Below are 19,631 nucleotides of genomic sequence, written 5' to 3'. Positions count from 1 at the left end.
CTTAAAACTCAGGAAGCCGCGCCTGCCAGTGATCGGGAGATGACTGCCATCGCGTAGAGACTTCAAATACAAGAGGCAAGCAAATGAAGCAAACTTGGCGCTGGTTCGGCCCCAACGATCCTGTCTCCCTTCAGGACATTCGTCAGGCGGGTGCGACAGGAATTGTGACCGCCCTTCATGACATTCCCAACGGAGTCGTCTGGAGCCGCGAAGCGATTGCAGAACGCAAGAAAATGATCGAAGAGGCAGGCCTTGTCTGGTCCGTCGTGGAATCCATCCCCCTGCATGAAGACGTCAAACTGCAGCGTGGCGACTACAAGACCTATATCGCCAACTGGGGCGAGTCCTTGCGCAATCTTGCCTCTGAGGGCATCAAGATCATTTGCTACAACTTCATGCCGGTTCTCGACTGGACCCGCACCGATCTTGCCTGGGAACTGCCAAGCGGTGCGCGCTGCCTGCGCTTTGATGCCGACCGGTTCGCCGCTTTTGATCTCTATATCCTGAAACGCGAAGCGGCCCAGAGTGAATATACCGACGCGGAAAAGGCATCTGCCAAGGCATGTTTCGATGCCATGAGTGACGAGGACAAGGATCTCCTCGTGCGCAACATGATCGCAGGCCTGCCTGGATCGGAAGAAAGCTACACCATCGAACGGTTTGCCGCCCAGCTCGATCTCTACAAGGACATCGATGCCGATCAGCTGCGCAAGCATCTCGGTGACTTCCTCAACGAGGTGCTGCCGATTGCCGAAGAGGTTGGCTCCAAGCTCGCAATCCATCCCGATGATCCGCCGCGTCCCCTGTTCGGCCTGCCGCGTATTGTCTCCAATGTCGAGGACATGCGGGCACTTCGTGCGGTCAACGACAGCCCTGCCAACGGCTTCACTCTGTGCACCGGCTCTTATGGCGTGCATGAAGGCAATGACCTGCCGGCCATGGTCGATGAATTCGCCGATTTCATCTATTTCTTCCATCTGCGTTCCACCAAACGTGATGGCAAGAGCTTTTATGAGGCGGATCACTTTGGCGGTCACGTCGACATGGTTGAAGTCATCCGTCGTTACAAGGCGGTCGAAGAAAAGACGGGCCTGTCCATTCCGTTCCGCCCCGACCATGGCCACCAGATCCTTGATGATCTGACCCGCCGTTCCAATCCGGGTTACCCGGCCATCGGTCGTCTGCGCGGGCTTGCTGAATTGCGCGGTGCCATGATGGCCATCGGCGGTAAGCTCGATTAGCCGCCTGACGCATACAATCTGGATATCTGATAAGGGTCGTGCCTCTCATAGCACGGCCCTTTTTACTGGCCGCGTCGGGGCCGCATGTATGAAAAGGGCATCATCATCCATGTATAAATCTGGATAGATCCCGATTGCCTCTGGTCCTTTTTGATAACGACGTTAGTCTTAGGGCGACCGGCTGATCGTTCCGGTCACGAGTGAAGACCGTCGCCGTTGTCTGGCATATCTGCAGTCTGCGAGGAGCCGATCCGGAAAGGATCAGGTGGACCCATCTGTTCAGACATGATGATCGAACGGTGACGCATGGAGGAATGGATGCGTGAAACTGATTTCGAAGAAGATCCACATCGGCGGTACAACCCGCTGAAGGGAGAATGGGTGCTGGTCTCGCCACACCGCAACAAGCGCCCATGGATGGGCAAGCAGGAAAAAGCACCGGTCAATGAGAAGCCGCGCTTTGACGAAAAATGCTATCTTTGCCCCGGCAATGCCCGCACGTCCGGTGCGGTGAACCCGGATTATCACGGCCCCTATGTTTTTGATAACGATTTCCCGGCGCTGCTGACCGACACTCCGTTGGGCGAGGCGGGCGACGGCGCTCTTTTCCGCGCTGAAACCGTGTGCGGCACGGCCCGCGTGATCTGTTTCTCAGAGCGGCATGATATCACATTGCCCGAAATGAGCGCCGCTGACATACGCAAGGTGGTGGATCTCTGGGCCGAGCAGCTCACCGAGCTTGGCGCGACCTATGAGTGGGTCGCCATGTTCGAGAACAAGGGCGAGATGATGGGGTGCTCCCAGCCTCATCCGCACGGCCAGATATGGGCCTGCAATTTCCTGCCCAACGAAATCGCGTGCGAGGACGAGAAGCAGAAAGCCTATTTCGAAGAGAAAAACAGCGTCTTGCTGGTTGACTATGCGGCGCAAGAAAGCCGCCTCGGCCTGCGTACTGTCGTTGAGAACGAGCATTTCATAGCGGTGGTGCCCTATTGGGCAACATGGCCGTTCGAAACGCTTGTCATGCCCAAACGCCACGTTCTGCGCCTCACTGATCTGGATGACGCCGAGCGCGATGCCTGCGCCGATATCTTCCGGCGTTTGACCTGCCGTTATGACAATCTGTTTGAGACGGAATTTCCCTATTCCATGGGCTGGCATGGGGCGCCAACCATGGAAGGCAATTTCGATCACTGGCAGCTTCATGCCCATTTCTACCCGCCGCTTCTACGCTCTGCTACCGTCCGCAAATTCATGGTCGGGTTTGAACTGCTGTCAGAAGCCCAGCGCGATATGACCGCAGAGAGCGCCGCAGATCGCCTGCGCAGCCTTTCTGACGTGCATTACAAGGAGCAATGAGATGGACACAGCGATGCTGAGACAAAATGTCAGTGAGTCGTTTGAGAAGCAGTTCGGTACAGCGCCAACCGCCATCGTTTCTGCCCCTGGCCGCGTCAACCTGCTTGGGGAGCATACGGATTACAATGGCGGCTTCGTCCTTCCCATGCCGCTCAATCTCGAAATTTGCATTGCGATTGGCCCCGGCCCGAACCCAGGCCATGCGGAACTCTACAGCTTGAATTTCGATGCACGTGCCGATGTTGCGCTGGATGGCGACAAAGCCGATGAATGGACCGACTTCATTCTCGGTAGTTTCCAGCTGTCACCTCACGAGCCGGATCTGAAAGCGGGTTACTGTCTCGCCGTTGGGTCCAGCCTGCCGATGGGAGCCGGGATTTCCAGCTCCGCGGCGCTGGAGGTGGCGAGCCTTCGCGCCATTGCTGCCTATCAGGGCGACAAGACGCCGGATCCTGTCGCAATCGCGAAGAATGCCCGCAAGGTCGAGAATGAATTTATCGGCATGCCGTGCGGCATCATGGATCAGTTTGCCTCATCGGTTGGCACCCACAACATGGCGCTGTTCCTCGACACGCAAAGGCTCGACTATGAATTGGCACCGCTCTTCCCTGATCATCGCTTCATCACGTTGCATTCCGGTGTCACGCACAAGCTGACCGATGGCTCCTACGAGCAGCGGGTGAAGGAATGCAACAGTGCCTGCGAAAAGCTTGGCATCGCCTCCTTGCGTGAGGTCAGCGCTGATGATCTGGATCGGATCAACGCCATCGGCGGAGTGGAAGCCAAACGCGCCCGCCACGTCGTTACCGACAACCAGCGTGTGCTCGACGGGGTCGAAGCTCTGAAATCCGGCAATGCCGAAAGCTTTGGCAAGCTCATGGTCCAGAGCCATCTGTCGCAAAAGAACGACTATGAGATCACCGTGGACGAGACCGACACGCTGGTCGAAATGGCCCTTCAGATGGGAGCAATCGGCGCGCGCCAAACCGGTGGTGGCTTCGGTGGTTCGATTGTGGTTCTGGTCAAGGAAGAGTTGGTCGATCGCTGGTGCGAAGATATGACCACGCGCTTCCCGGAAACCACTGTGCTCGCAATCAACTGATCGGGATTGTTATCGCGAACAATAAGAAGGGGCCTTGCGGCCCCTTTTTTACATGCGACTCCATTCAGCTGCCAATCTATCAATGCCCATGCTCGTGGTTATGATGATGACCGCTGGTGCATGTCTTCTCCGGCAGTCGCTGTCCATGGGCCTGATAGTCTTCGATCGCGCGCAATGGGTCGCTTTCCTCTGTCAGGCTGGCAATCACACCCCTGCGGGTCATGTTGCGAGCAAAGCCTGCTCCGAAGGAGTTGGAAATCAACACATCGACACCGTCGAGCGGATGGGGCACATCGGCACCGCCAAGCTCGTGAATGCACATCTCTTTGGGCAGGTCAAAGCGGTCTATCTCGACCGGGGCGGCCCCTGTTTCGACGCCATAGACGAGAAAACGGCGTGCGCGCCCTGCATGGTTGGTCACTGTCTTGAAATTCTGTGATGTCACGGCGATTTTGAGTGAAGAAGTCAACGTCTGGCTCCGGTGTCAGGCCGCGCAGGTCCAGAAGGAGGCAACGAGGAGGCCTGATTGAGTTTTGTCTCTGCACGTCTGAGATAGGCTTTCAAGAACGGGATAACAAGATGCCGCAATGACGCGGCTACGCGCCAGAGACCTCAAGCGGCACCTCAAGTCCCTCGAGCTCCTTGGCATATTCAATCAGCGCGGCATCGCCCTTCGGGGTCATCTGATAGATGCCCGTGGAGACCCGCTCGAACCAGCCGTAATGATCATCAGACAGGATCGGTCTGGCCCTATCCACACCGGTCATGCGGGCGACGATCGCGGCCTTGGTCGGGCCGCTGAGAGACAAAAGCTTGAGGCATTTGAGCGCATCCTGACGATAGGATGTGATCAGCCCCCGCCGCGTGGAGCCGCCGCTGTTCGGATCGCCCACCCGCCGCGCAAACTCGCGCAAGAGACGCGCTTTGCGCGGCTTTACCTTGCGTGGCTTGTAGGGCGCGGGATCGAGTTGGACTGTTACCAGATTGTCCTTGAGACGCACCGTGATCAAGCCAAGCCCCAGTCGGCGGCAAAGGGAGCGATTGTTCTTGAGGGATCGCTGGAAGGCCGCACCCTTACTTTCAGGCACCGCGATATAAACCGCGTCGGTCATCGATTGTCGTTCGATGGCTTGGTGAAACAGCGCAAGGGAAAAGCCGACTTTCAGCTCGACGACCACCGGCTCGTCGTCGTCCCGGCAGGCGACCAGATCAGCCGCTCCGATCTCGCCCTTCACCTCATAGCCTTGAGCCTCGAGATAATCTTTGATCGGGGGGTAGAGTTCCGTTTCCTGCATCGTTCCGTCTGATTCGTCTCTTCTGGTGCCTCTCAATCATTTGAGAGCAAAGAGGTTAACAGAGTGATGCGCCCTTTATCGCCTCACGTTGGGATGTGGCTTCTTGCGAAGCTTCGGAAACGGGAACCCTCAGCCGACAATAAATGGGATCGGTGCGCCAAAGACTTCTGCAAGCAGCACGAAATTGAGCGTCAGAACCGCCATCGCCCCCGCTATGGCAAGGACCCGGATCACCGGACCGCTCGCATAAGGTCCCATGATATCCTTACGCGAGACGAAGATGATCAGGGCAATCATCGGGACGGGAAGCGCAATGCTCAGAATGACCTGACTGATGACCAGCGCCTGCGTGGCGTTGACACCCATTGCAACCACAGCAAAGGCGGGGACCATGGTAACGAGGCGGCGTAACCAGATGGGGATGCGGAAATGCAGAAAGCCCTGCATGATCATCTGTCCGGCCATGGTGCCAACCACCGAGCTGGAAATGCCCGATGCAATGAGCGAGACAAGAAAGGCTGCAGCCGCAGCACCGCCGAGCAGGGGCGTCAGCGTATGATAGGCGGTTTCGATCTCGGCCACTTCCTCATGTCCCAGATGGAAAGCGGCGGAGGCCATCATCACCATGGCCATGTTGATCATGCCGGCAATGGCAAGCGCAATGACCACTTCGGTGTTGGAGAATTTCAGAACCCTGCGGCGTTGCTGTTCATTGCGGATTTCGCTGCGCGATTGCGTCAGCCCCGAATGCAGATAGATGGCATGGGGCATGACGGTTGCGCCGATGATGCCGATCGCGATGGTCAGGGCGGTTGCATCCGCCAACTCCGGCGTCACCATGCCAACGGCCGCATCACCCCATGCGATCGGAGCGATAAAAATCTCGACCAGATAGCAAAGTCCGATCACGCCGACCATCGCGCCGATGATCAACTCCATCGGCCGAAATCCTCGGTTCTCAAACAAGAGGATGCCGTAAGTCACGATCGCCGTGATGCCCATCCCTGCCATCAACGGCATCTCGAACAGCAGCGCGAGCCCGATGGCACCACCCAGAAACTCCGCCAGATCCGTCGCCATCGCAGCGATCTCGCTGACGCCCCACATAATCCACACCACCGGCGCGGAAAAATTGTCGCGGCAAAGCTCGGCCAGATTCTTGCCCGTCACGATTCCAAGGCGCGCCGAGAGGGCCTGAAACAGCATCGCAATCAGATTGGCAAACAGAACGACCCATAAAAGGCGATAGCCATAGCCGGCGCCTGCCTGAATGTTGGTGGCATAATTCCCCGGATCCATATAAGCGACCGACGCGATGATGGCTGGACCAGCAAAGAGCAATTTCCCGCGGAAACTGCGGTTTTTACCAGACAATACGGCATTCATTCCCTCGCGGGTCTGGTCGGTTGCAAACATGAAAGAGCCTTGAAATCTGAATTGACGCGGGTTTTATGGATCGTTGGCCGGAAAACAGCCAGAAGGTTCAGGCAACAATGAAATGTCGTCTTGTGCGAAGAATATAGCCTCGGCTAACTTTAATGCCAAGTACTAAAATGTCGCGGCTCGACTATTAAACACAGTTTGGGGTTCGGCCATTTTGCAAAGTCAAACTCATATGCGCCAATTTCCCAATTGCATTTCGTGGGAGCATTCTTTACCCAAGGCTATATTAATTTCTGTGCGTCTAACAATGAGAGACAGGCAAAGCCATTCGTGCTGTGCGTCACCTCTCAATGCGCATCAACACCAAGAGGCAGGCAGACCACGCAATGACAGCGGGAAAAAGGGAAAACGCCACGCAAGCCAGACGGTTTGCCCGCGCGCGTGAGGCGCAAGCCAAAGCGGTGATGGAAGATTATGTCGAGATGATCGGCGATCTGATTGCCGAGCATGGCGAGGCCCGTGTTGCCGACCTTGCTGAACGCATGGGCGTGGCCCACCCCACCGCGACCAAGGCCATCTCGCGATTGAAAAAGGAAGGGCTGGCGGTTTCCCGCCCCTATAGGGGGATTTTTCTCACCGACGAGGGCGCCGCACTGGCCGACCGTGTCCGCGACCGGCACAGGTCGGTTGTCTCGCTTCTGATTGCCGTAGGCGTGCCGCCCGAAACCGCCGAGATCGACGCCGAAGGCATCGAGCACCATGTCTCGCAAAGAACGCTTGAAGCGTTCGAGAAATATCTCAAGTCACAGAGCTGACCGCGCGGGACGCGTTACAACAGGTCTGAGATCGATTCGATGATGTGTGTTGCTCCGGCTTCACGCAGGTTTTCGGCATGTGCCTTGCGCAGCGCGTCGTCGTTAAGGTGGCTTGCCCCAACAAACCCGACGATCAACCCGATCCCGGCAGCTTTTGATCCCGCAACGCCTGCAAGACCGTCTTCGATTACCATGGAGCGCGCCGGATCTACGCCGAGCTGGTCCGCAGCAAAGAGAAACAGGTCCGGGGCGGGTTTGCCATTTTTCACCTGTTCCGCGCTGAAGGCGGTGTCGGCAAAGCGCTCCGTCTCGCCGATCTGCTCAAGCGCAAAGGCCACACGGGCCTGACTGCTGCCTGTTGCAAGGCAATGGGGAATGCCATCGCGGTCTAGGCGTTCGAACAACGCCGGAATGCCATCGACGACCGGCAATGACTTGGCAAAGCCTTCCCTCACGCGCTTACGCCACGCATCGGGGAACAGGTCACCGGTTGGTTTGCCGATCTTTTCTTCGATATAGGCCTGAATCGCAATATCGGAATGGCCCATGAAGGACGTCACCAGCTCTGGCCATGACATCTCGAGGCCAAATTGTGACAGGGTCACACCCAGCTCACCAAGGGAAATGGGTTCACTGTCAATCACCACACCGTCAAAATCGAAGATGACGGCATCAACGCCAGCAAGCAGGTTCGCAGTCAAATCATTGCTCCATTGTCCAGATCCCGACCGGGGCCGACTGCCTTGTAGACCGTTTGAACCGGGAAATAAAGGAACCATGAGCGGAAAAAAGCACCGGAGCCACTTTGCGGTTTCAAAGGGCATGTGAGGGCGAAAAGAACCGGGCAAAGTGCATCAAGACACAATGTCATCTGACAGCCATCTGTTTTTCCTATATGCATGGCACGATTGATTAGAAAGACAAATCAGGAGTGACTCATGCATCTCGACCAATCCGAGCAAACAGCGCTGATCGAACTCGTTCGTCAGGCAGCAAAGGCAGAAATCATGCCGCGCTTTCGCCATCTCGAAGGCGGTGATATTCGCCAGAAGAGCGGACCGGATGATGTCGTCACTGATGCGGACGTGGGCGCCGAGGCGGTGATCACCGCCGGGGTGCAGTCGATCTTCTCCGATCCGATTGTGGTGGGTGAGGAAGCCGCTGCGCTCAATCCCGATATCATCAGCAACATAGCGTCTGCCGAATGGGCGGTGATTATCGATCCCGTCGATGGCACATGGAACTTTGCCAACGGGTTGGCGACCTTCGGGGTTATTTTGGCTGTCACGTACAAAGGCGAGACCTGTTTCGGTCTGCTTTATGATCCCGTGCTGGATGACTGGATTGTTGCCAACAAGGGCGAGGGGGCTTTCTTCGGTCGCCCCGGAGCCGCTCCGCGACGCTTGCCCATGGCTCAGAAAAAGCCACTCTCGGAGATGCATGCCATTCTGCCCGGCTCTTTGTTCCGCAAGCCCTTTGGCCCCAGACTGGCCGAATTGTCCGCGAGGCTGGGCCGCTTTGGCAATTACCGCTGTGCCTGTCATGAATATCGCCTGACGGCACAGGGCCGCAACGATGTCTCTTTGACGGTTTCGATGAACCCTTGGGACCACGCGGCAGGCGTGCTGGTGGTCGAGGAGCTGGGGGGAGCTGCTCTCATGCTCGACGGGCGCAAGTACAGCCCGAGCGAAAACAAGGGGCCGTTTATCGTCAGCGCCCATGCCGACAGCATGCCCGAATTGCAGGACACCTTCGGCTGGCTTGCCGAGCATCTCTACTAGCGGTTCTTTTGGCCACCCTGTGAGCGCTTTTGGCTAGGCAGGGTGGCGCTTTTATTCTGCTATTGAGTAAGAATGTCGCGAAACACATCCTCGTCGACATTTGAGCCGGAAATCGTCAGTGCCAGCGCGCCGCCATTGTCGGGCACCTTGCCAGAAAGGGCTGCAGCCAACGCCGCCGCGCCGCCGGGTTCGGCCACCAGCTTGAGCTTTTCAAATGCAAAGCGCACCGCGTTTCGAACTTCGTCGTCTGACACGGCTAGTCCGCCGACACCCAGATGGCGATTGATCGCGAGCGTCATCTCGCCGGGCAGCGGTGATTGCAGGGCATCGCAAATGGAGCGGGCACCTTCATCATTGCCAATCGCATGGTCGCTTCTGAGAGACCGGCCCATGGAATCGAACCCCTCCGGTTCGGCGGCAAAGATGGCAGCATCCGCAATCTGTGACTTGACGGCAGTCGCGATGCCTGACGTCAGTCCCCCTCCGCCACAACAGGCGACAACCGTTCCCACCGAGGCACCAAGCTCTGCTGCCTGTTCGAGGATTTCCAGACCCGCCGTTCCCTGACCGGCAATGATCATCGGGTCGTTGTAGGAGGGGACAATCACGGCCCCACGCTCCTTGGCGATGCCGATGGCGATCTCCTCGCGGGATTCGCTGTAGCGATCATAGGTGACGATGTCGGCGCCATAGGCCAGCGTGTTGTTCACCTTGATCCGGGGGGCATCGCCGGGCATGACAATGGTTGCGGAGATCCCCAGCATCTGGGCCGCGTAGGCGACCCCTTGCGCATGGTTGCCCGAGGACCAGGCAACGACGCCGCCCGCACGGTCATCCGGCGCAATGGCGGACAGCCGATTGAAAGCTCCGCGGAATTTGAACGACCCGGTGTGCTGGACCCCTTCGAACTTGACCAGAACCCGCCGTCCCACAACGGCATTGAGTGGGGCGAACTCGAGCAGGGGCGTTCGCACCGCATGGCCTTTCAGGCGCTCGGCTGCGCGATGAATGTCGTCAATAGAGATGGCAAGAGAGGTCGTCATGGCAGCGCGTTCCTGATGATCGGGACAGGGAATAATCAATGGGTGAAAAAACGGTCTGCTATTCCTCCGGCTCGCCCGGGTCCTTATAGGTGAGGATGAGGGAGAAGAGGCATAGGCATCCCACCACGCCGAACATCACGGCCCAGGTCACATTGCCCAGTGACAGCTCGAACAGCGCCCAGGCGCTGGGAGCCAGAGTGGTCAGCAAGCGAACCCATAAGGGACGCAGCATCGGATGAGAGGTGTCGATCAGGTTCATGCCAGCGCTCCGTCAGCATTGGGAGTGTGAAGTCATCCTATCCTTTTAAGCGCTAGTGGGTGCCGCGCTCAAGCAGGATCGGGTCAAGCATACAGATTTCTCCCGGCTTTTCAGGATTGTCCAGTCTTTCCTCGAGCAAACGCAGGATCTCGCTGACGGTCGTCTCCAGCGGGTTGCGGATGGTCGTCAGGTTGAAATCGGGCCATGACGCCATGAGAATGTCGTCAAAGCCGATAATCGAAAGATCCTCGGGCACCCTCAGCTCGAGTTCCGACTGCGCTGCCGAAAGGGCGCCGAGCGCCATGGCGTCATTGGCGCATATGATTGCGTCGAGCGGTTGCTGGTCGATCATGCGTGTCAACGCTTCCCGCCCGCCCTCATAGGTGTAGTCAGAATGCTCGACACCCTGCAATTCCAACCCGAATTCTGCCAATCTGTCAGAAAGCCCGGACAAGCGTTCGTTCGATGAGGTGCGCGTCTTCGGACCACCGATGAAGCCGAATGCCGTGCGGCCCCGCCCGACGAGCAATTCAACGGCCATGGATGTGCCCACCCCGTTGCGGCAGCAAATGCAGTCCGTATAGGGCGCGTTGACGACATGGCCCGAGAAAAGCAGCGGGATACTGAGCTTCTCACAGTCGGAAATCAGCGAAGAGGGAATGCTGCCACCGCGTATGATCAGAGCATCGAGTGGATAATTGAGCAGTGACAGGATCGCATGCTTGCTGACCGACCTGTCACCGCCTCCCAGAACAATCGGCCATTTATTCGCCGCGTTGAGCTGCGCAACAAGCCGGGCGATGAATTCTGAATCGTAATGATTGTTGAGATCACCTGCGACCACACCGACGAGATTGGTGCTGGTGCCGTGAAGACTGGCCGCCAGCGCATTGGGGCGATAGCCCAGTTGCATGGCGGTCTCAAGGATCAGCTCGCGCTTGGCATTGTCAAGATAGGCCCCCGGCGTGAACGCGCGCGAAACAGCCGGGCGCGACACCCCGGCCGCCTTGGCGACCTCCGAAGCGGTAACCCTTTTGCTGCGCCGGGTCCCTGTATAGTCTTTGTTCTCGCCGTCATCTCCGGACATGAAGCTTGAACCTTCCGCGTGCTCAAATGAAGTTTTTATGACCTGACTCATGCGTCACATGACTGTTACTTTCAACTTGTATGTGAACACGTGTGCAGACTGGTGGCAAGCCAAAAGGCACATCAACGACCCGCTTTTTGTTTTCAAGGGTGCGCTGGTCGGCGCGCGTCGGGTGAGTGGTTGGAAGGTTGATTGCGCGCTCGGGTTTGGAGCGGCGTTTCAAGCTTCAGGATTGCTGCCATGTCTGTGTTTCTGTCGGGTCAGCCCGGCAATAGGGGGCGTCCGAAGCTGGCCCATTGGGCAGAAGAGGACACATTCAAATACCAAACGCCAAATTGGCAAATTTGCTTGGAGCAAACAATGAATTTTCTGAAACTTGCTGCAGCCAGCGCCGCGCTGAGCCTGATGACTGGTGCTGCTTACGCTGAAACCGAAATCACCTGGTGGCACGCTATGGGTGGTCAGCTGGGCGAGACCGTCAACGCCATTGCCGAAAAATTCAATGCTTCCCAGGATGACTACAAAGTCACACCGGTTTTCAAAGGTGGCTATGAAGACACCCTGACCGCTGGTATCGCCGCTTTCCGCGCTGGCGAACAGCCAAACATCATGCAGGTCTTCGATGCTGGTTCCGCAACCATCATCGGCGCCAAAGGTGCAACGGTTCCTGTTCAGGATCTGCTGGCAGACAACGGCATCGACTTCAACATCGAAAACTACATTTCCGGTGTTCGTTATTTCTATGCCGACAACGACGGCAAAATGATCGGCATGCCGTTCAACTCCTCTTCACCCATCATGTACTACAACGAAGATGCTTTGAAAAAAGCTGGCGTTGAAGCACCGGTGACCTACGAAGAGTTTGAAAAAATTACCGCTCCTGCTTTGAAAAAAGCCGGTTACATTCCTTTCGTGCAGTCTCACCTGCCTTGGGAATTCGTCGAGAACTTCTTCTCCCGCCACAACCTGCCGTTCGCCACCAACAACAACGGCTATGCTGGTGCTGATGGCACCAAAATCCTGATCAATTCTCCTGAGCAGAAAATGCACTGGAGCAAGGTCAAGGAATGGCTCGATGAAGGTTACTTCGGTTTCTTCGGCACCTCCTGGGGTGACAATCAGTCTCAGTTCGAAGAAGGCAAAGTTGGCCTCTGGATCGGCTCTTCAGGCTCCTTTGGCGGCCTCTTGCAGAAAAACCTCGACTTCAAATGGTCCGCAACCAACCTGCCTTACTGGGAATCCATCACCAAGGAAGGCTATCAGACCTTCATCGGTGGCGCAGCCCTGTTTGCCATGTCCGGCAAGTCTGCAGAAGAAAACAAGGCAACCGCTGCTTTCTTCGAGTTCATGACCTCTCCTGAAATCCAGTATTTCTGGCACAAGGAATCCGGTTATGTTCCCATCACCACCGCAGCTTACGAGCTCGCCAAGAAAGACGGTCACTATGATCGCTTCCCGGCTGCCGAAGTGGGCATCAAACAGCTCTCCTTGCAGGCTGGTGAAAACACCCGCGGCTACCGCATGGGCTTCTACGTTCAGATTCGCGATGTCGAAAACCGCGAGTTCACCCGTTTCCTCAACGGTGAAACCGACATCGACACCGCTCTGGCAACCATCGAGAAAGATGGCAATGCCCTTCTCGAGCGTTTCGCCAAGACCCAGAAGTAAACCCTTCTGATTGTTCATGAGACGGTCGCGCAAGGCGCGGCCGTCTCGATCTTTGATGTGCGGCAGCTCTGGCTCAATCCTTTGAGACCTGATGCTGTGCGCCAGGATCAAGAGGCTCAGACGTGAAACGCGCCGGATTCAACAACAAATGGCTGCCCATGCTGTTCCTGCTGCCGCAGCTTTCGATCATTTTCATTTTCTTCTACTGGCCCGCCCTTCAGGCCCTGAACCTGTCCTTCTATCTCGAAGACCCATTCGGCTTTGGCTCCACCTTCGTGGGACTGGATAACTATACGGATATCCTCAACAACGCAGAATATCTCAAGATCGCAGGCTTCACGGTCTTCTTCTCCGTTTCCGTCACCTTCTTTTCGTTGGCGCTGGCTCTGTTGTTTGCCGTCAAGGCCGACAAGGTGATCCGCGGTGCCAAGGCCTACCGTACGCTCCTGATGTGGGTCTATGCTGTCGCGCCGCCTGTTGCCGGTTTCATCTTTCTGGTCATGTTTTCCCAGCGCTGGGGGCCGTTGACCAACTTCCTTGATTATGCGTTTGGGTATGATTTCCGCGTTGGTCTCGATTACAACGACACTGCCGCGGCCATGATCCTTGCCTCGGTCTGGAAACAGATCCCGGTCAATTTCATTTTCTTCCTGTCCGGCCTTCAGTCCATTCCGCGCGCCATCATCGAAGCGGCCCGCATTGATAACAATTCGGCCTTTCGCCGCTTCTGGGATGTCACCTTTCCGCTGTTGGCACCCACCGGCTTTTTCCTGCTGATCACCAACTTCACCTATTCGCTGTTCGACACCTTCGGCACGATCGACACGATCCTGCGCGGGGAGCCTGCCTCCAACCCGATGACCCTTGTCTACAAAGTCTATGTGGACGGCTTCCGGGGCAATGATCTGGGGGGCTCGTCGGCCCAGTCGGTCATTCTGATGGTGCTGGTCCTTGCCATGACGATCTTCCAGTTCCGCCTTGTCGAGCGGCGTATTCACTACACATAAGGTGTTGTTCCATGACTGATATTGCACAAACCACCGGTGTCGAGACTGCGCTACCAAGCCATCCGAGGCGTCGAATCAGGATCGGGGTGATCTTTGATCACATCATCCTTATCATCGGGGCACTCATCATGATGGTGCCGCTCTTGATGGTGCTTCAGATGACCACCGTCTCCGACGTGGAAATTCTCAAACACGGCCCATCCTTGAGCATCGGCGACGAGTTTGGCTCCAACCTCAACAAGGCCCTGTTCGGCGCATCCGGTTTTGCCGGTGAGAACACAGGCCTGGCGATGTTCAAGAATTCGCTCATCTTGGGTGTCGGCTTTGCTCTGGGCAAGATCATTATCTCGATGATGGCTGCCTATGCCATTGTCTATTTTCGGCTGCGCTTTGCGACCCTTGCCTTCTGGCTGATCTTCACCACGCTTCTGTTGCCACTCGAGGTGCGGATCCTGCCGTCCTACGAGATCGTGCAGCAGCTTGGCCTGCTCAACACATACACCGGCCTTATCGTGCCGCTCATCGCGTCGGCGACGGCCACCTTCTTCTTCCGGCAATTCTTTTTGTCGGTGCCGGAGGAACTGGCGGAAGCGGCGCGCATCGATGGGGCCGGGCCGTTCAAATTCTTCATCGATATCCTCGTGCCTCTGTCGCGCACGATGATCGCGGCGATCTTCATCATCATGTTCGTCTATGGCTGGAACCAGTATCTCTGGCCGACCATGATCACCACAGATGAAGACATGTTTACGCTGCTGCGCGGCATCAAGCAGATCACCCAAACCATGTATGACGGGCAGATCCCCGAATATGGCCGCGGCAACCTTTTGGCGATCCTCGCGGTCATCCCGCCGGTCGCCGTCGTCATCTTCTTCCAGAGCTGGTTCGTCAAGGGCCTGACCGAGTCTGACAAATAAGGACACCACAATGACAACAGTATCTCTTGATATGGTCCGCAAGATCTATGCGAACGGCGTTGAAGCGGTCAAACCCTGCAATTTCAAGATCCCCGATGGCGAATTTGTCGTGCTCGTTGGCCCCTCGGGCTGTGGCAAGTCCACCTTGCTGCGCATGATCGCTGGGCTGGAGGAAATCAGCGGCGGCACCATCACCATTGGCCAGCGCGTCGTCAATGATGTCGATCCCGCCGGGCGCAACATCGCCATGGTGTTTCAGAATTATGCGCTCTACCCGCACATGACGGTCGCCAAAAACATGGCCTATGGCCTCAAAAACCGGGGCCTGCCGAAAGCCGAGATCGAGCAGAAGGTCAAGGACGCAGCCAAGATGCTGAACCTCTCAGACTATCTGGGGCGTCGCCCCAGCCAGCTTTCGGGTGGTCAGCGCCAGCGTGTTGCCATGGGGCGCGCCATCGTGCGCAATCCCGAGCTGTTCCTGTTCGATGAACCGCTCTCCAACCTCGATGCCAAGCTGCGCAACCAGATGCGCATCGAGATTCGTTCTCTGCAGCGACGCCTTGGCGTCACCGCCGTCTATGTGACCCACGACCAGATCGAGGCCATGACCATGGCCGACCGCATCATCGTGCTCAACGAAGGCCGCGTCGAACAGATCGGCACCCCGTCCGAGATCTACAATCAACCCGCTTCCACCTTCGTGGCCGGTTTCATGGGCGCGCCGCCGATGAACCTTTTGAAAGCCCACCGCACGGACGAGGGAAAGATCAATCTTGGCAACGGCTCTGATCTTGACCTTGCAGCCCCCAAAAAGGAAGCCAGTGAGTTCCTGTTCGGTGTTCGCCCCGAAGACATCATTGTTGCTCCCGAGGGGGCAGAGGGCACCATGACCTTTGATGTCGACATCGTCGAGGAACTGGGTGCAAACCATCTGCTGCACGGCAAGCTGGCGGATCAGGATTTCTCGGTCAGCGTTCCCAAGACGGTTGATGCCAAGACCGGTCCGGTTTCGGTCGCGATTGGTCCCGATGTGACCCATTTCTTTGCTGTCGATACAGGTGTCCGTCTATGACGACCTTGGTTTCTCGTCTTCCTGATATTACCAAGGAGGAGCGCGCTCGGATTCAGTCGGCCGAACGCGTCCCTGAGGTGCATCGCGCGCTCTTGGCGGACATCCCCGCCATGACCTCGCTTGAAGTGGGCGGCGACGGCTCTTTGGCCAAACTGCCGCGAAATTTCAAAGTCGCGGCATGGAACATGGAGCGCTGTTATTTCCCGGGTCGCAGCGCTGCCCATATTGCGCCCTATGGGCCTTCGATCATTCTGTTAAGCGAAATGGACAATGGCATGGCCCGGACGGGCCAGCGCAACACCGCTGCCGACATGGCCCGCGCTCTTGGCATGCACTATGCCTATGGAGTCGAATTCTTCGAACTGGAACTGGGCAGCGAGATTGAACTGCCCTACTGCAAGGACGATTTCAACGCGTCTGGCTGGCACGGCAACGCCATCCTGTCCACCGTGCCGTTCACGAAACTGGCGCTCTTTCGGCTCGATGAGAAGGGCCGCTGGTTCTGTGCAGATCACGAAGATGCCTCAGGTGAGCCGCGCATGGGCGGGCGGATGGCCATTGCCGCCATCATCGACAGCGAAGCCGGACCGGTTTGCGTCGTCTCCACCCATCTGGAAAGCGCAGCGGACGCCGACTACCGCAAGGCCGAGTTCACAAAATTGCTAAGGTGCGTCGAAGATTTTGCCCCTGACATGCCCGTCCTCATTGGCGGTGATCTCAACACCGGCAATCACGTGCCGCCCGACTATGACTGGCGTCAGGAAACCCTGTTCGATTTTGCCCGCGATCAGGGGTATAGCTGGGATCTGACGCCAGACGGCATGACCATCCGTAGCAGCCTCATCACGCCGAACAACGAGCCCTTGATGAAGCTCGACTGGTTTTTTTCGCGCGGCCTTGACGGGACGTCTGGACCGCTCCTGGAGGCGATTGATGATCAAGGCCCTCTGTCCGATCATGAATGTGTGCTGTGTTCGGTGACGCTCTGAGCGAGATGTCCCGAGCACGCGCCCTTTGGCAGTGGTGCACAGGGTAAATCCCTTGGCATCGATCATCCGTTCCATTCGGATGTCACTGCACATGCGCGTAAAGTTATTGAAAAATATATAGAATTTCATAGGGCTGCCTAAATGGCGGCCCTTGCCATATGCGCCGCAATAAAGGGTGCCGATAAAAATACCGTGACCTCCCTTTCCATCCAAACCGAAAAGTGTTTACCTTGCGCTTGTGACAGGGGCGCCCGATGCATCGGGCTGAGATGAACCCTTTGAACCTGAACCAGCTTGTACTGGCGGAGGAAGTCGCGGACTTGCCCGAATGTGGTCTTGATGGCCTCGGGCGGCTCAACGTCATTCCATCCGCCTCAGGAGGATTGAGAATGACCGACTGGGGCCAACACCTTTCCCAAATGCGGCAAACCGCACCACTTATCCAGAATATCACCAACTTCGTTGCGATGAATGTCATGGCCAATGTCATTCTGTCGTCGGGCGCTTCGCCTGCCATGCTGCATGCCGAAGAAGAATCCGGTGAATTTGCTGCAATCGCATCGGCTTTGACGATCAACATCGGCACCCTGTCCGCGGACTGGGTTCGGGGCATGGTCGCCGCTGCCGATGGGGCCAACAAGGCGGGCACACCCTGGGTGCTCGATCCGGTTGCCGCCGGAGCCACGACCTATCGCAGAGACACTTCGGCACAGCTCATAGCGATGAAGCCCAGCATCATTCGCGGCAACGCGTCCGAGATTCTGGCGGTGTCCGGTGCCATGACAAAAGGCAAGGGCGCAGACAGCGCAGACAGCGTCACCGCTGCCGAAGACGGAGCACGGGCGCTTGCCAAATCCATCGGCGGCATTGTTGCGGTCACCGGGCCTGAAGATTTCATCACTGATGGACAAGCAGCTTACCGTGTTCGCAATGGTCATGACATGATGCCGTTGGTGACCGCGCTTGGCTGCTCCCTCAATGGGGTGATTGCCGCCTTTATCGTGGGCCAGCCGCATCTGGAAGCAACCGCAGCTGCCATTGCCTACTACGGCCACGCAGGCGAGGTTGCCGCCAAGACAACCAGCGCTCCGGGCAGTTTTGCCACGGCCTTTGTCGATGCGCTCTACACCATTTCACCAGAACAGCTGTCGCAGGCAGCAAGGATCGAGAAAATATGAATCTCTCCGTTTATTTCGTAACCCCGCACAATCCCGATGATGCGCTGGTCACCGCTGCGCTGAGGGGAGGCGCATCCATAATCCAGTTGCGCGACAAAACCGCACCTGATGACGTGCTCATCAAACAGGCGACGCATCTTGCCGGGCTGGCGAAAGAGTATGGCGTGCCCTTCATCATCAATGACCGGCTCAAAGTGGCGTTGGAAAGCGGCGCCTCCGGGCTTCATATGGGGCAGTCGGATGGCGATCCGGTCGCCATGCGCGAAGCACTCGGCCCGGATAAAATCCTGGGGCTTTCCATCGAGAATGAAGACCAACTGGCTGTCGCTGCGGCGCTTCCTGAGGGAACGCTCGATTATATTGGCTGCGGACCAGTCCGGGCGACACCATCCAAGCTGAACCATGCCACGCCTATCGGCTTTGAAACGCTCAGCCGGATCGCAAAGGCTGCGCCAGTGCCGTGCGTTGCTATCGGCGGGGTGAAAGAGGCCGACATTCCGGTCGTCAAGGCCGGGGGCTGTGCTGGGCTGTCCGTCGTGTCTGCCATTTCCGAGGCGGATGACCCGGAAGCAGCAACTCGCGCGCTCATCACCGCATGGGAGGCAGCATGATCCCCAACATTCTCTCCATAGCCGGGTCTGACCCGTCCGGCGGCGCTGGCATTCAGGCGGACATCAAGGCCATCTCGGCCAATGGCGGCTATGCCATGGCGGTGATTGCCGCGATGACGGCCCAGAGCACCAAAGGGGTGACCGGCTGGGTTCCAACCGAGCCGGACTTCATCAAGGCCCAGATTGCCGCGATCCTTGATGACATTCGGGTCGATGCCATCAAGATCGGCATGCTCGGAACCTCCGCGATCGTCGAGGCGGTGGCCGACGCTCTCAAGGACTGCGACGCGCCCATCGTGCTTGACACGGTCATGGTTGCCAAGGGCGGCGATCGACTGCTCCATGAGGACGCGGTCAATGCTCTGCGTGAGAGGCTCATGCCTCGTGCGCGTATCATCACGCCAAACCTGCCCGAAGCGGCCGATCTGCTGGGCGAGATTGAGGCAACCACACCCGACGAGATGGAACGTCAGGCTCGGGCCTTGCTGGCTCTTGGGCCGAAAGCGGTCTTTCTCAAGGGAGGGCATCTGTCTGACGACGAAAGCCCGGATCTCTTCCTATCTGAGGATCAGATGGAATGGCTGCCGTCTCTGCGCGTGGCGACCAAAAACACCCATGGCACAGGCTGCACCCTGTCATCGGCATTGGCGACGCATCTTGCGTTGACGCGGGTTGACCTAGCCGCAGCCAAGGCCGCCAAGATCTATATCTCGAAGGCCATCGCCGCCGCTGACGGATTGGACGTCGGCCACGGTCACGGCCCGACCGACCATTTCTTCGCAATGAGACACTGATCGGTTGCAGAACGACACAACAGGACAACA

Annotated in this window: 20 protein-coding genes and 1 riboswitch; of the genes, 13 read left to right on the top strand and 7 right to left on the bottom strand. The window is 57.4% G+C overall.

Features of this window, described 5'->3' with window-relative positions; translation table 11 throughout:
- The first annotated feature begins 83 nt into the window (after nucleotides 1–83).
- The 3 genes from uxuA to galK all read left to right on the top strand — a co-directional run bounded on the left by uxuA (nucleotide 84) and on the right by galK (nucleotide 3,702).
- Nucleotides 84–1,241: a mannonate dehydratase gene (gene uxuA, locus CPH65_RS00920; protein ID WP_096171726.1), complete on the top strand. Its 1,158-nt coding sequence runs from the start codon at nucleotides 84–86 to the stop codon at nucleotides 1,239–1,241.
- 318 nt (nucleotides 1,242–1,559) lie between these two features.
- Nucleotides 1,560–2,600, top strand: coding sequence for a UDP-glucose--hexose-1-phosphate uridylyltransferase (locus tag CPH65_RS00915; RefSeq protein ID WP_096176150.1), 1,041 nt, complete (start codon nucleotides 1,560–1,562; stop codon nucleotides 2,598–2,600).
- Between the two features lies 1 nt (nucleotide 2,601).
- Entirely contained in the window at nucleotides 2,602–3,702 is a 1,101-nt protein-coding gene (gene galK / locus CPH65_RS00910; protein WP_096171725.1) for a galactokinase, read from the top strand.
- Between the two features lie 79 nt (nucleotides 3,703–3,781).
- On the opposite strand, the gene CPH65_RS00905 is transcribed toward galK, so the two are convergent.
- The 3 genes from CPH65_RS00905 to CPH65_RS00895 all read right to left on the bottom strand — a co-directional run bounded on the left by CPH65_RS00905 (nucleotide 3,782) and on the right by CPH65_RS00895 (nucleotide 6,413).
- Complete coding sequence (locus CPH65_RS00905) at nucleotides 3,782–4,171, bottom strand: NifB/NifX family molybdenum-iron cluster-binding protein (RefSeq protein ID WP_096171724.1); 390 nt, start codon at nucleotides 4,169–4,171, stop codon at nucleotides 3,782–3,784.
- A gap of 127 nt (nucleotides 4,172–4,298) precedes the next feature.
- Nucleotides 4,299–4,997 carry a DUF2161 domain-containing phosphodiesterase gene (locus CPH65_RS00900; protein WP_096171723.1) on the bottom strand — a complete coding sequence of 233 codons (699 nt, stop codon included), beginning with the start codon at nucleotides 4,995–4,997 and terminating at the stop codon, nucleotides 4,299–4,301.
- 129 nt (nucleotides 4,998–5,126) lie between these two features.
- Entirely contained in the window at nucleotides 5,127–6,413 is a 1,287-nt protein-coding gene (locus CPH65_RS00895; RefSeq protein WP_096171722.1) for an Nramp family divalent metal transporter, read from the bottom strand.
- Between the two features lie 317 nt (nucleotides 6,414–6,730).
- Here CPH65_RS00895 and mntR point away from each other — a divergent pair, with 317 nt between their 5' ends.
- Nucleotides 6,731–7,195: a manganese-binding transcriptional regulator MntR gene (gene mntR / locus CPH65_RS00890; protein ID WP_096171721.1), complete on the top strand. Its 465-nt coding sequence runs from the start codon at nucleotides 6,731–6,733 to the stop codon at nucleotides 7,193–7,195.
- Between the two features lie 14 nt (nucleotides 7,196–7,209).
- On the opposite strand, the gene CPH65_RS00885 is transcribed toward mntR, so the two are convergent.
- Nucleotides 7,210–7,896 (bottom strand): HAD family phosphatase, encoded by a 687-nt coding sequence (locus CPH65_RS00885; protein ID WP_157747426.1) that lies wholly within the window; start codon nucleotides 7,894–7,896, stop codon nucleotides 7,210–7,212.
- 237 nt (nucleotides 7,897–8,133) lie between these two features.
- On the opposite strand from CPH65_RS00885, the gene CPH65_RS00880 reads away from it, so the two are divergent.
- Nucleotides 8,134–8,976, top strand: coding sequence for an inositol monophosphatase (locus CPH65_RS00880; protein ID WP_096171719.1), 843 nt, complete (start codon nucleotides 8,134–8,136; stop codon nucleotides 8,974–8,976).
- A gap of 59 nt (nucleotides 8,977–9,035) precedes the next feature.
- On the opposite strand, the gene CPH65_RS00875 is transcribed toward CPH65_RS00880, so the two are convergent.
- Genes CPH65_RS00875 through CPH65_RS00865 form a run of 3 tightly spaced genes read right to left on the bottom strand, consistent with a single transcriptional unit; the run spans nucleotide 9,036 to nucleotide 11,365 of the window.
- Nucleotides 9,036–10,019 carry a threonine/serine dehydratase gene (locus CPH65_RS00875; RefSeq protein WP_096176149.1) on the bottom strand — a complete coding sequence of 328 codons (984 nt, stop codon included), beginning with the start codon at nucleotides 10,017–10,019 and terminating at the stop codon, nucleotides 9,036–9,038.
- Nucleotides 10,020–10,077: 58 nt separating this feature from the next.
- Nucleotides 10,078–10,278, bottom strand: a complete 201-nt coding sequence (locus CPH65_RS00870) for a hypothetical protein (protein ID WP_096171718.1) — start codon at nucleotides 10,276–10,278, stop codon at nucleotides 10,078–10,080.
- Between the two features lie 52 nt (nucleotides 10,279–10,330).
- Nucleotides 10,331–11,365: a LacI family DNA-binding transcriptional regulator gene (locus tag CPH65_RS00865; protein ID WP_096176148.1), complete on the bottom strand. Its 1,035-nt coding sequence runs from the start codon at nucleotides 11,363–11,365 to the stop codon at nucleotides 10,331–10,333.
- Nucleotides 11,366–11,725: 360 nt separating this feature from the next.
- On the opposite strand from CPH65_RS00865, the gene CPH65_RS00855 reads away from it, so the two are divergent.
- From CPH65_RS00855 to thiD, 8 genes are all read left to right on the top strand, one after another.
- Nucleotides 11,726–13,033 (top strand): extracellular solute-binding protein, encoded by a 1,308-nt coding sequence (locus CPH65_RS00855; RefSeq protein WP_096171716.1) that lies wholly within the window; start codon nucleotides 11,726–11,728, stop codon nucleotides 13,031–13,033.
- A gap of 122 nt (nucleotides 13,034–13,155) precedes the next feature.
- Complete coding sequence (locus CPH65_RS00850; RefSeq protein ID WP_096171715.1) at nucleotides 13,156–14,040, top strand: ABC transporter permease subunit; 885 nt, start codon at nucleotides 13,156–13,158, stop codon at nucleotides 14,038–14,040.
- Between the two features lie 128 nt (nucleotides 14,041–14,168).
- Nucleotides 14,169–14,957: an ABC transporter permease subunit gene (locus CPH65_RS00845; protein ID WP_244574600.1), complete on the top strand. Its 789-nt coding sequence runs from the start codon at nucleotides 14,169–14,171 to the stop codon at nucleotides 14,955–14,957.
- Nucleotides 14,958–14,967: 10 nt separating this feature from the next.
- Nucleotides 14,968–16,029: a sn-glycerol-3-phosphate ABC transporter ATP-binding protein UgpC gene (gene ugpC, locus CPH65_RS00840; RefSeq protein WP_096171713.1), complete on the top strand. Its 1,062-nt coding sequence runs from the start codon at nucleotides 14,968–14,970 to the stop codon at nucleotides 16,027–16,029.
- Nucleotides 16,026–17,018 (top strand): endonuclease, encoded by a 993-nt coding sequence (locus tag CPH65_RS00835; RefSeq protein WP_096171712.1) that lies wholly within the window; start codon nucleotides 16,026–16,028, stop codon nucleotides 17,016–17,018. The genes ugpC and CPH65_RS00835 overlap by 4 nt, the downstream gene beginning before the upstream one ends.
- A 233-nt stretch (nucleotides 17,019–17,251) precedes the next feature.
- A riboswitch (TPP riboswitch) is annotated at nucleotides 17,252–17,346 on the top strand.
- Between the two features lie 61 nt (nucleotides 17,347–17,407).
- Entirely contained in the window at nucleotides 17,408–18,196 is a 789-nt protein-coding gene (gene thiM / locus CPH65_RS00830) for a hydroxyethylthiazole kinase (protein ID WP_096171711.1), read from the top strand.
- Nucleotides 18,193–18,807, top strand: a complete 615-nt coding sequence (thiE, locus tag CPH65_RS00825; RefSeq protein WP_096171710.1) for a thiamine phosphate synthase — start codon at nucleotides 18,193–18,195, stop codon at nucleotides 18,805–18,807. The genes thiM and thiE overlap by 4 nt, the downstream gene beginning before the upstream one ends.
- Nucleotides 18,804–19,601 (top strand): bifunctional hydroxymethylpyrimidine kinase/phosphomethylpyrimidine kinase, encoded by a 798-nt coding sequence (gene thiD / locus CPH65_RS00820; protein ID WP_096171709.1) that lies wholly within the window; start codon nucleotides 18,804–18,806, stop codon nucleotides 19,599–19,601. Before thiE ends, thiD begins: the two co-directional genes overlap by 4 nt.
- The last annotated feature ends 30 nt before the right edge of the window (nucleotides 19,602–19,631 follow it).

This window comes from Cohaesibacter sp. ES.047 (genome assembly GCF_900215505.1).
Lineage (GTDB): Bacteria > Pseudomonadota > Alphaproteobacteria > Rhizobiales > Cohaesibacteraceae > Cohaesibacter.
The sequence above is the reverse complement of the archived record's forward strand: the minus strand, read 5'-3'. Positions and strand labels throughout refer to the sequence as shown.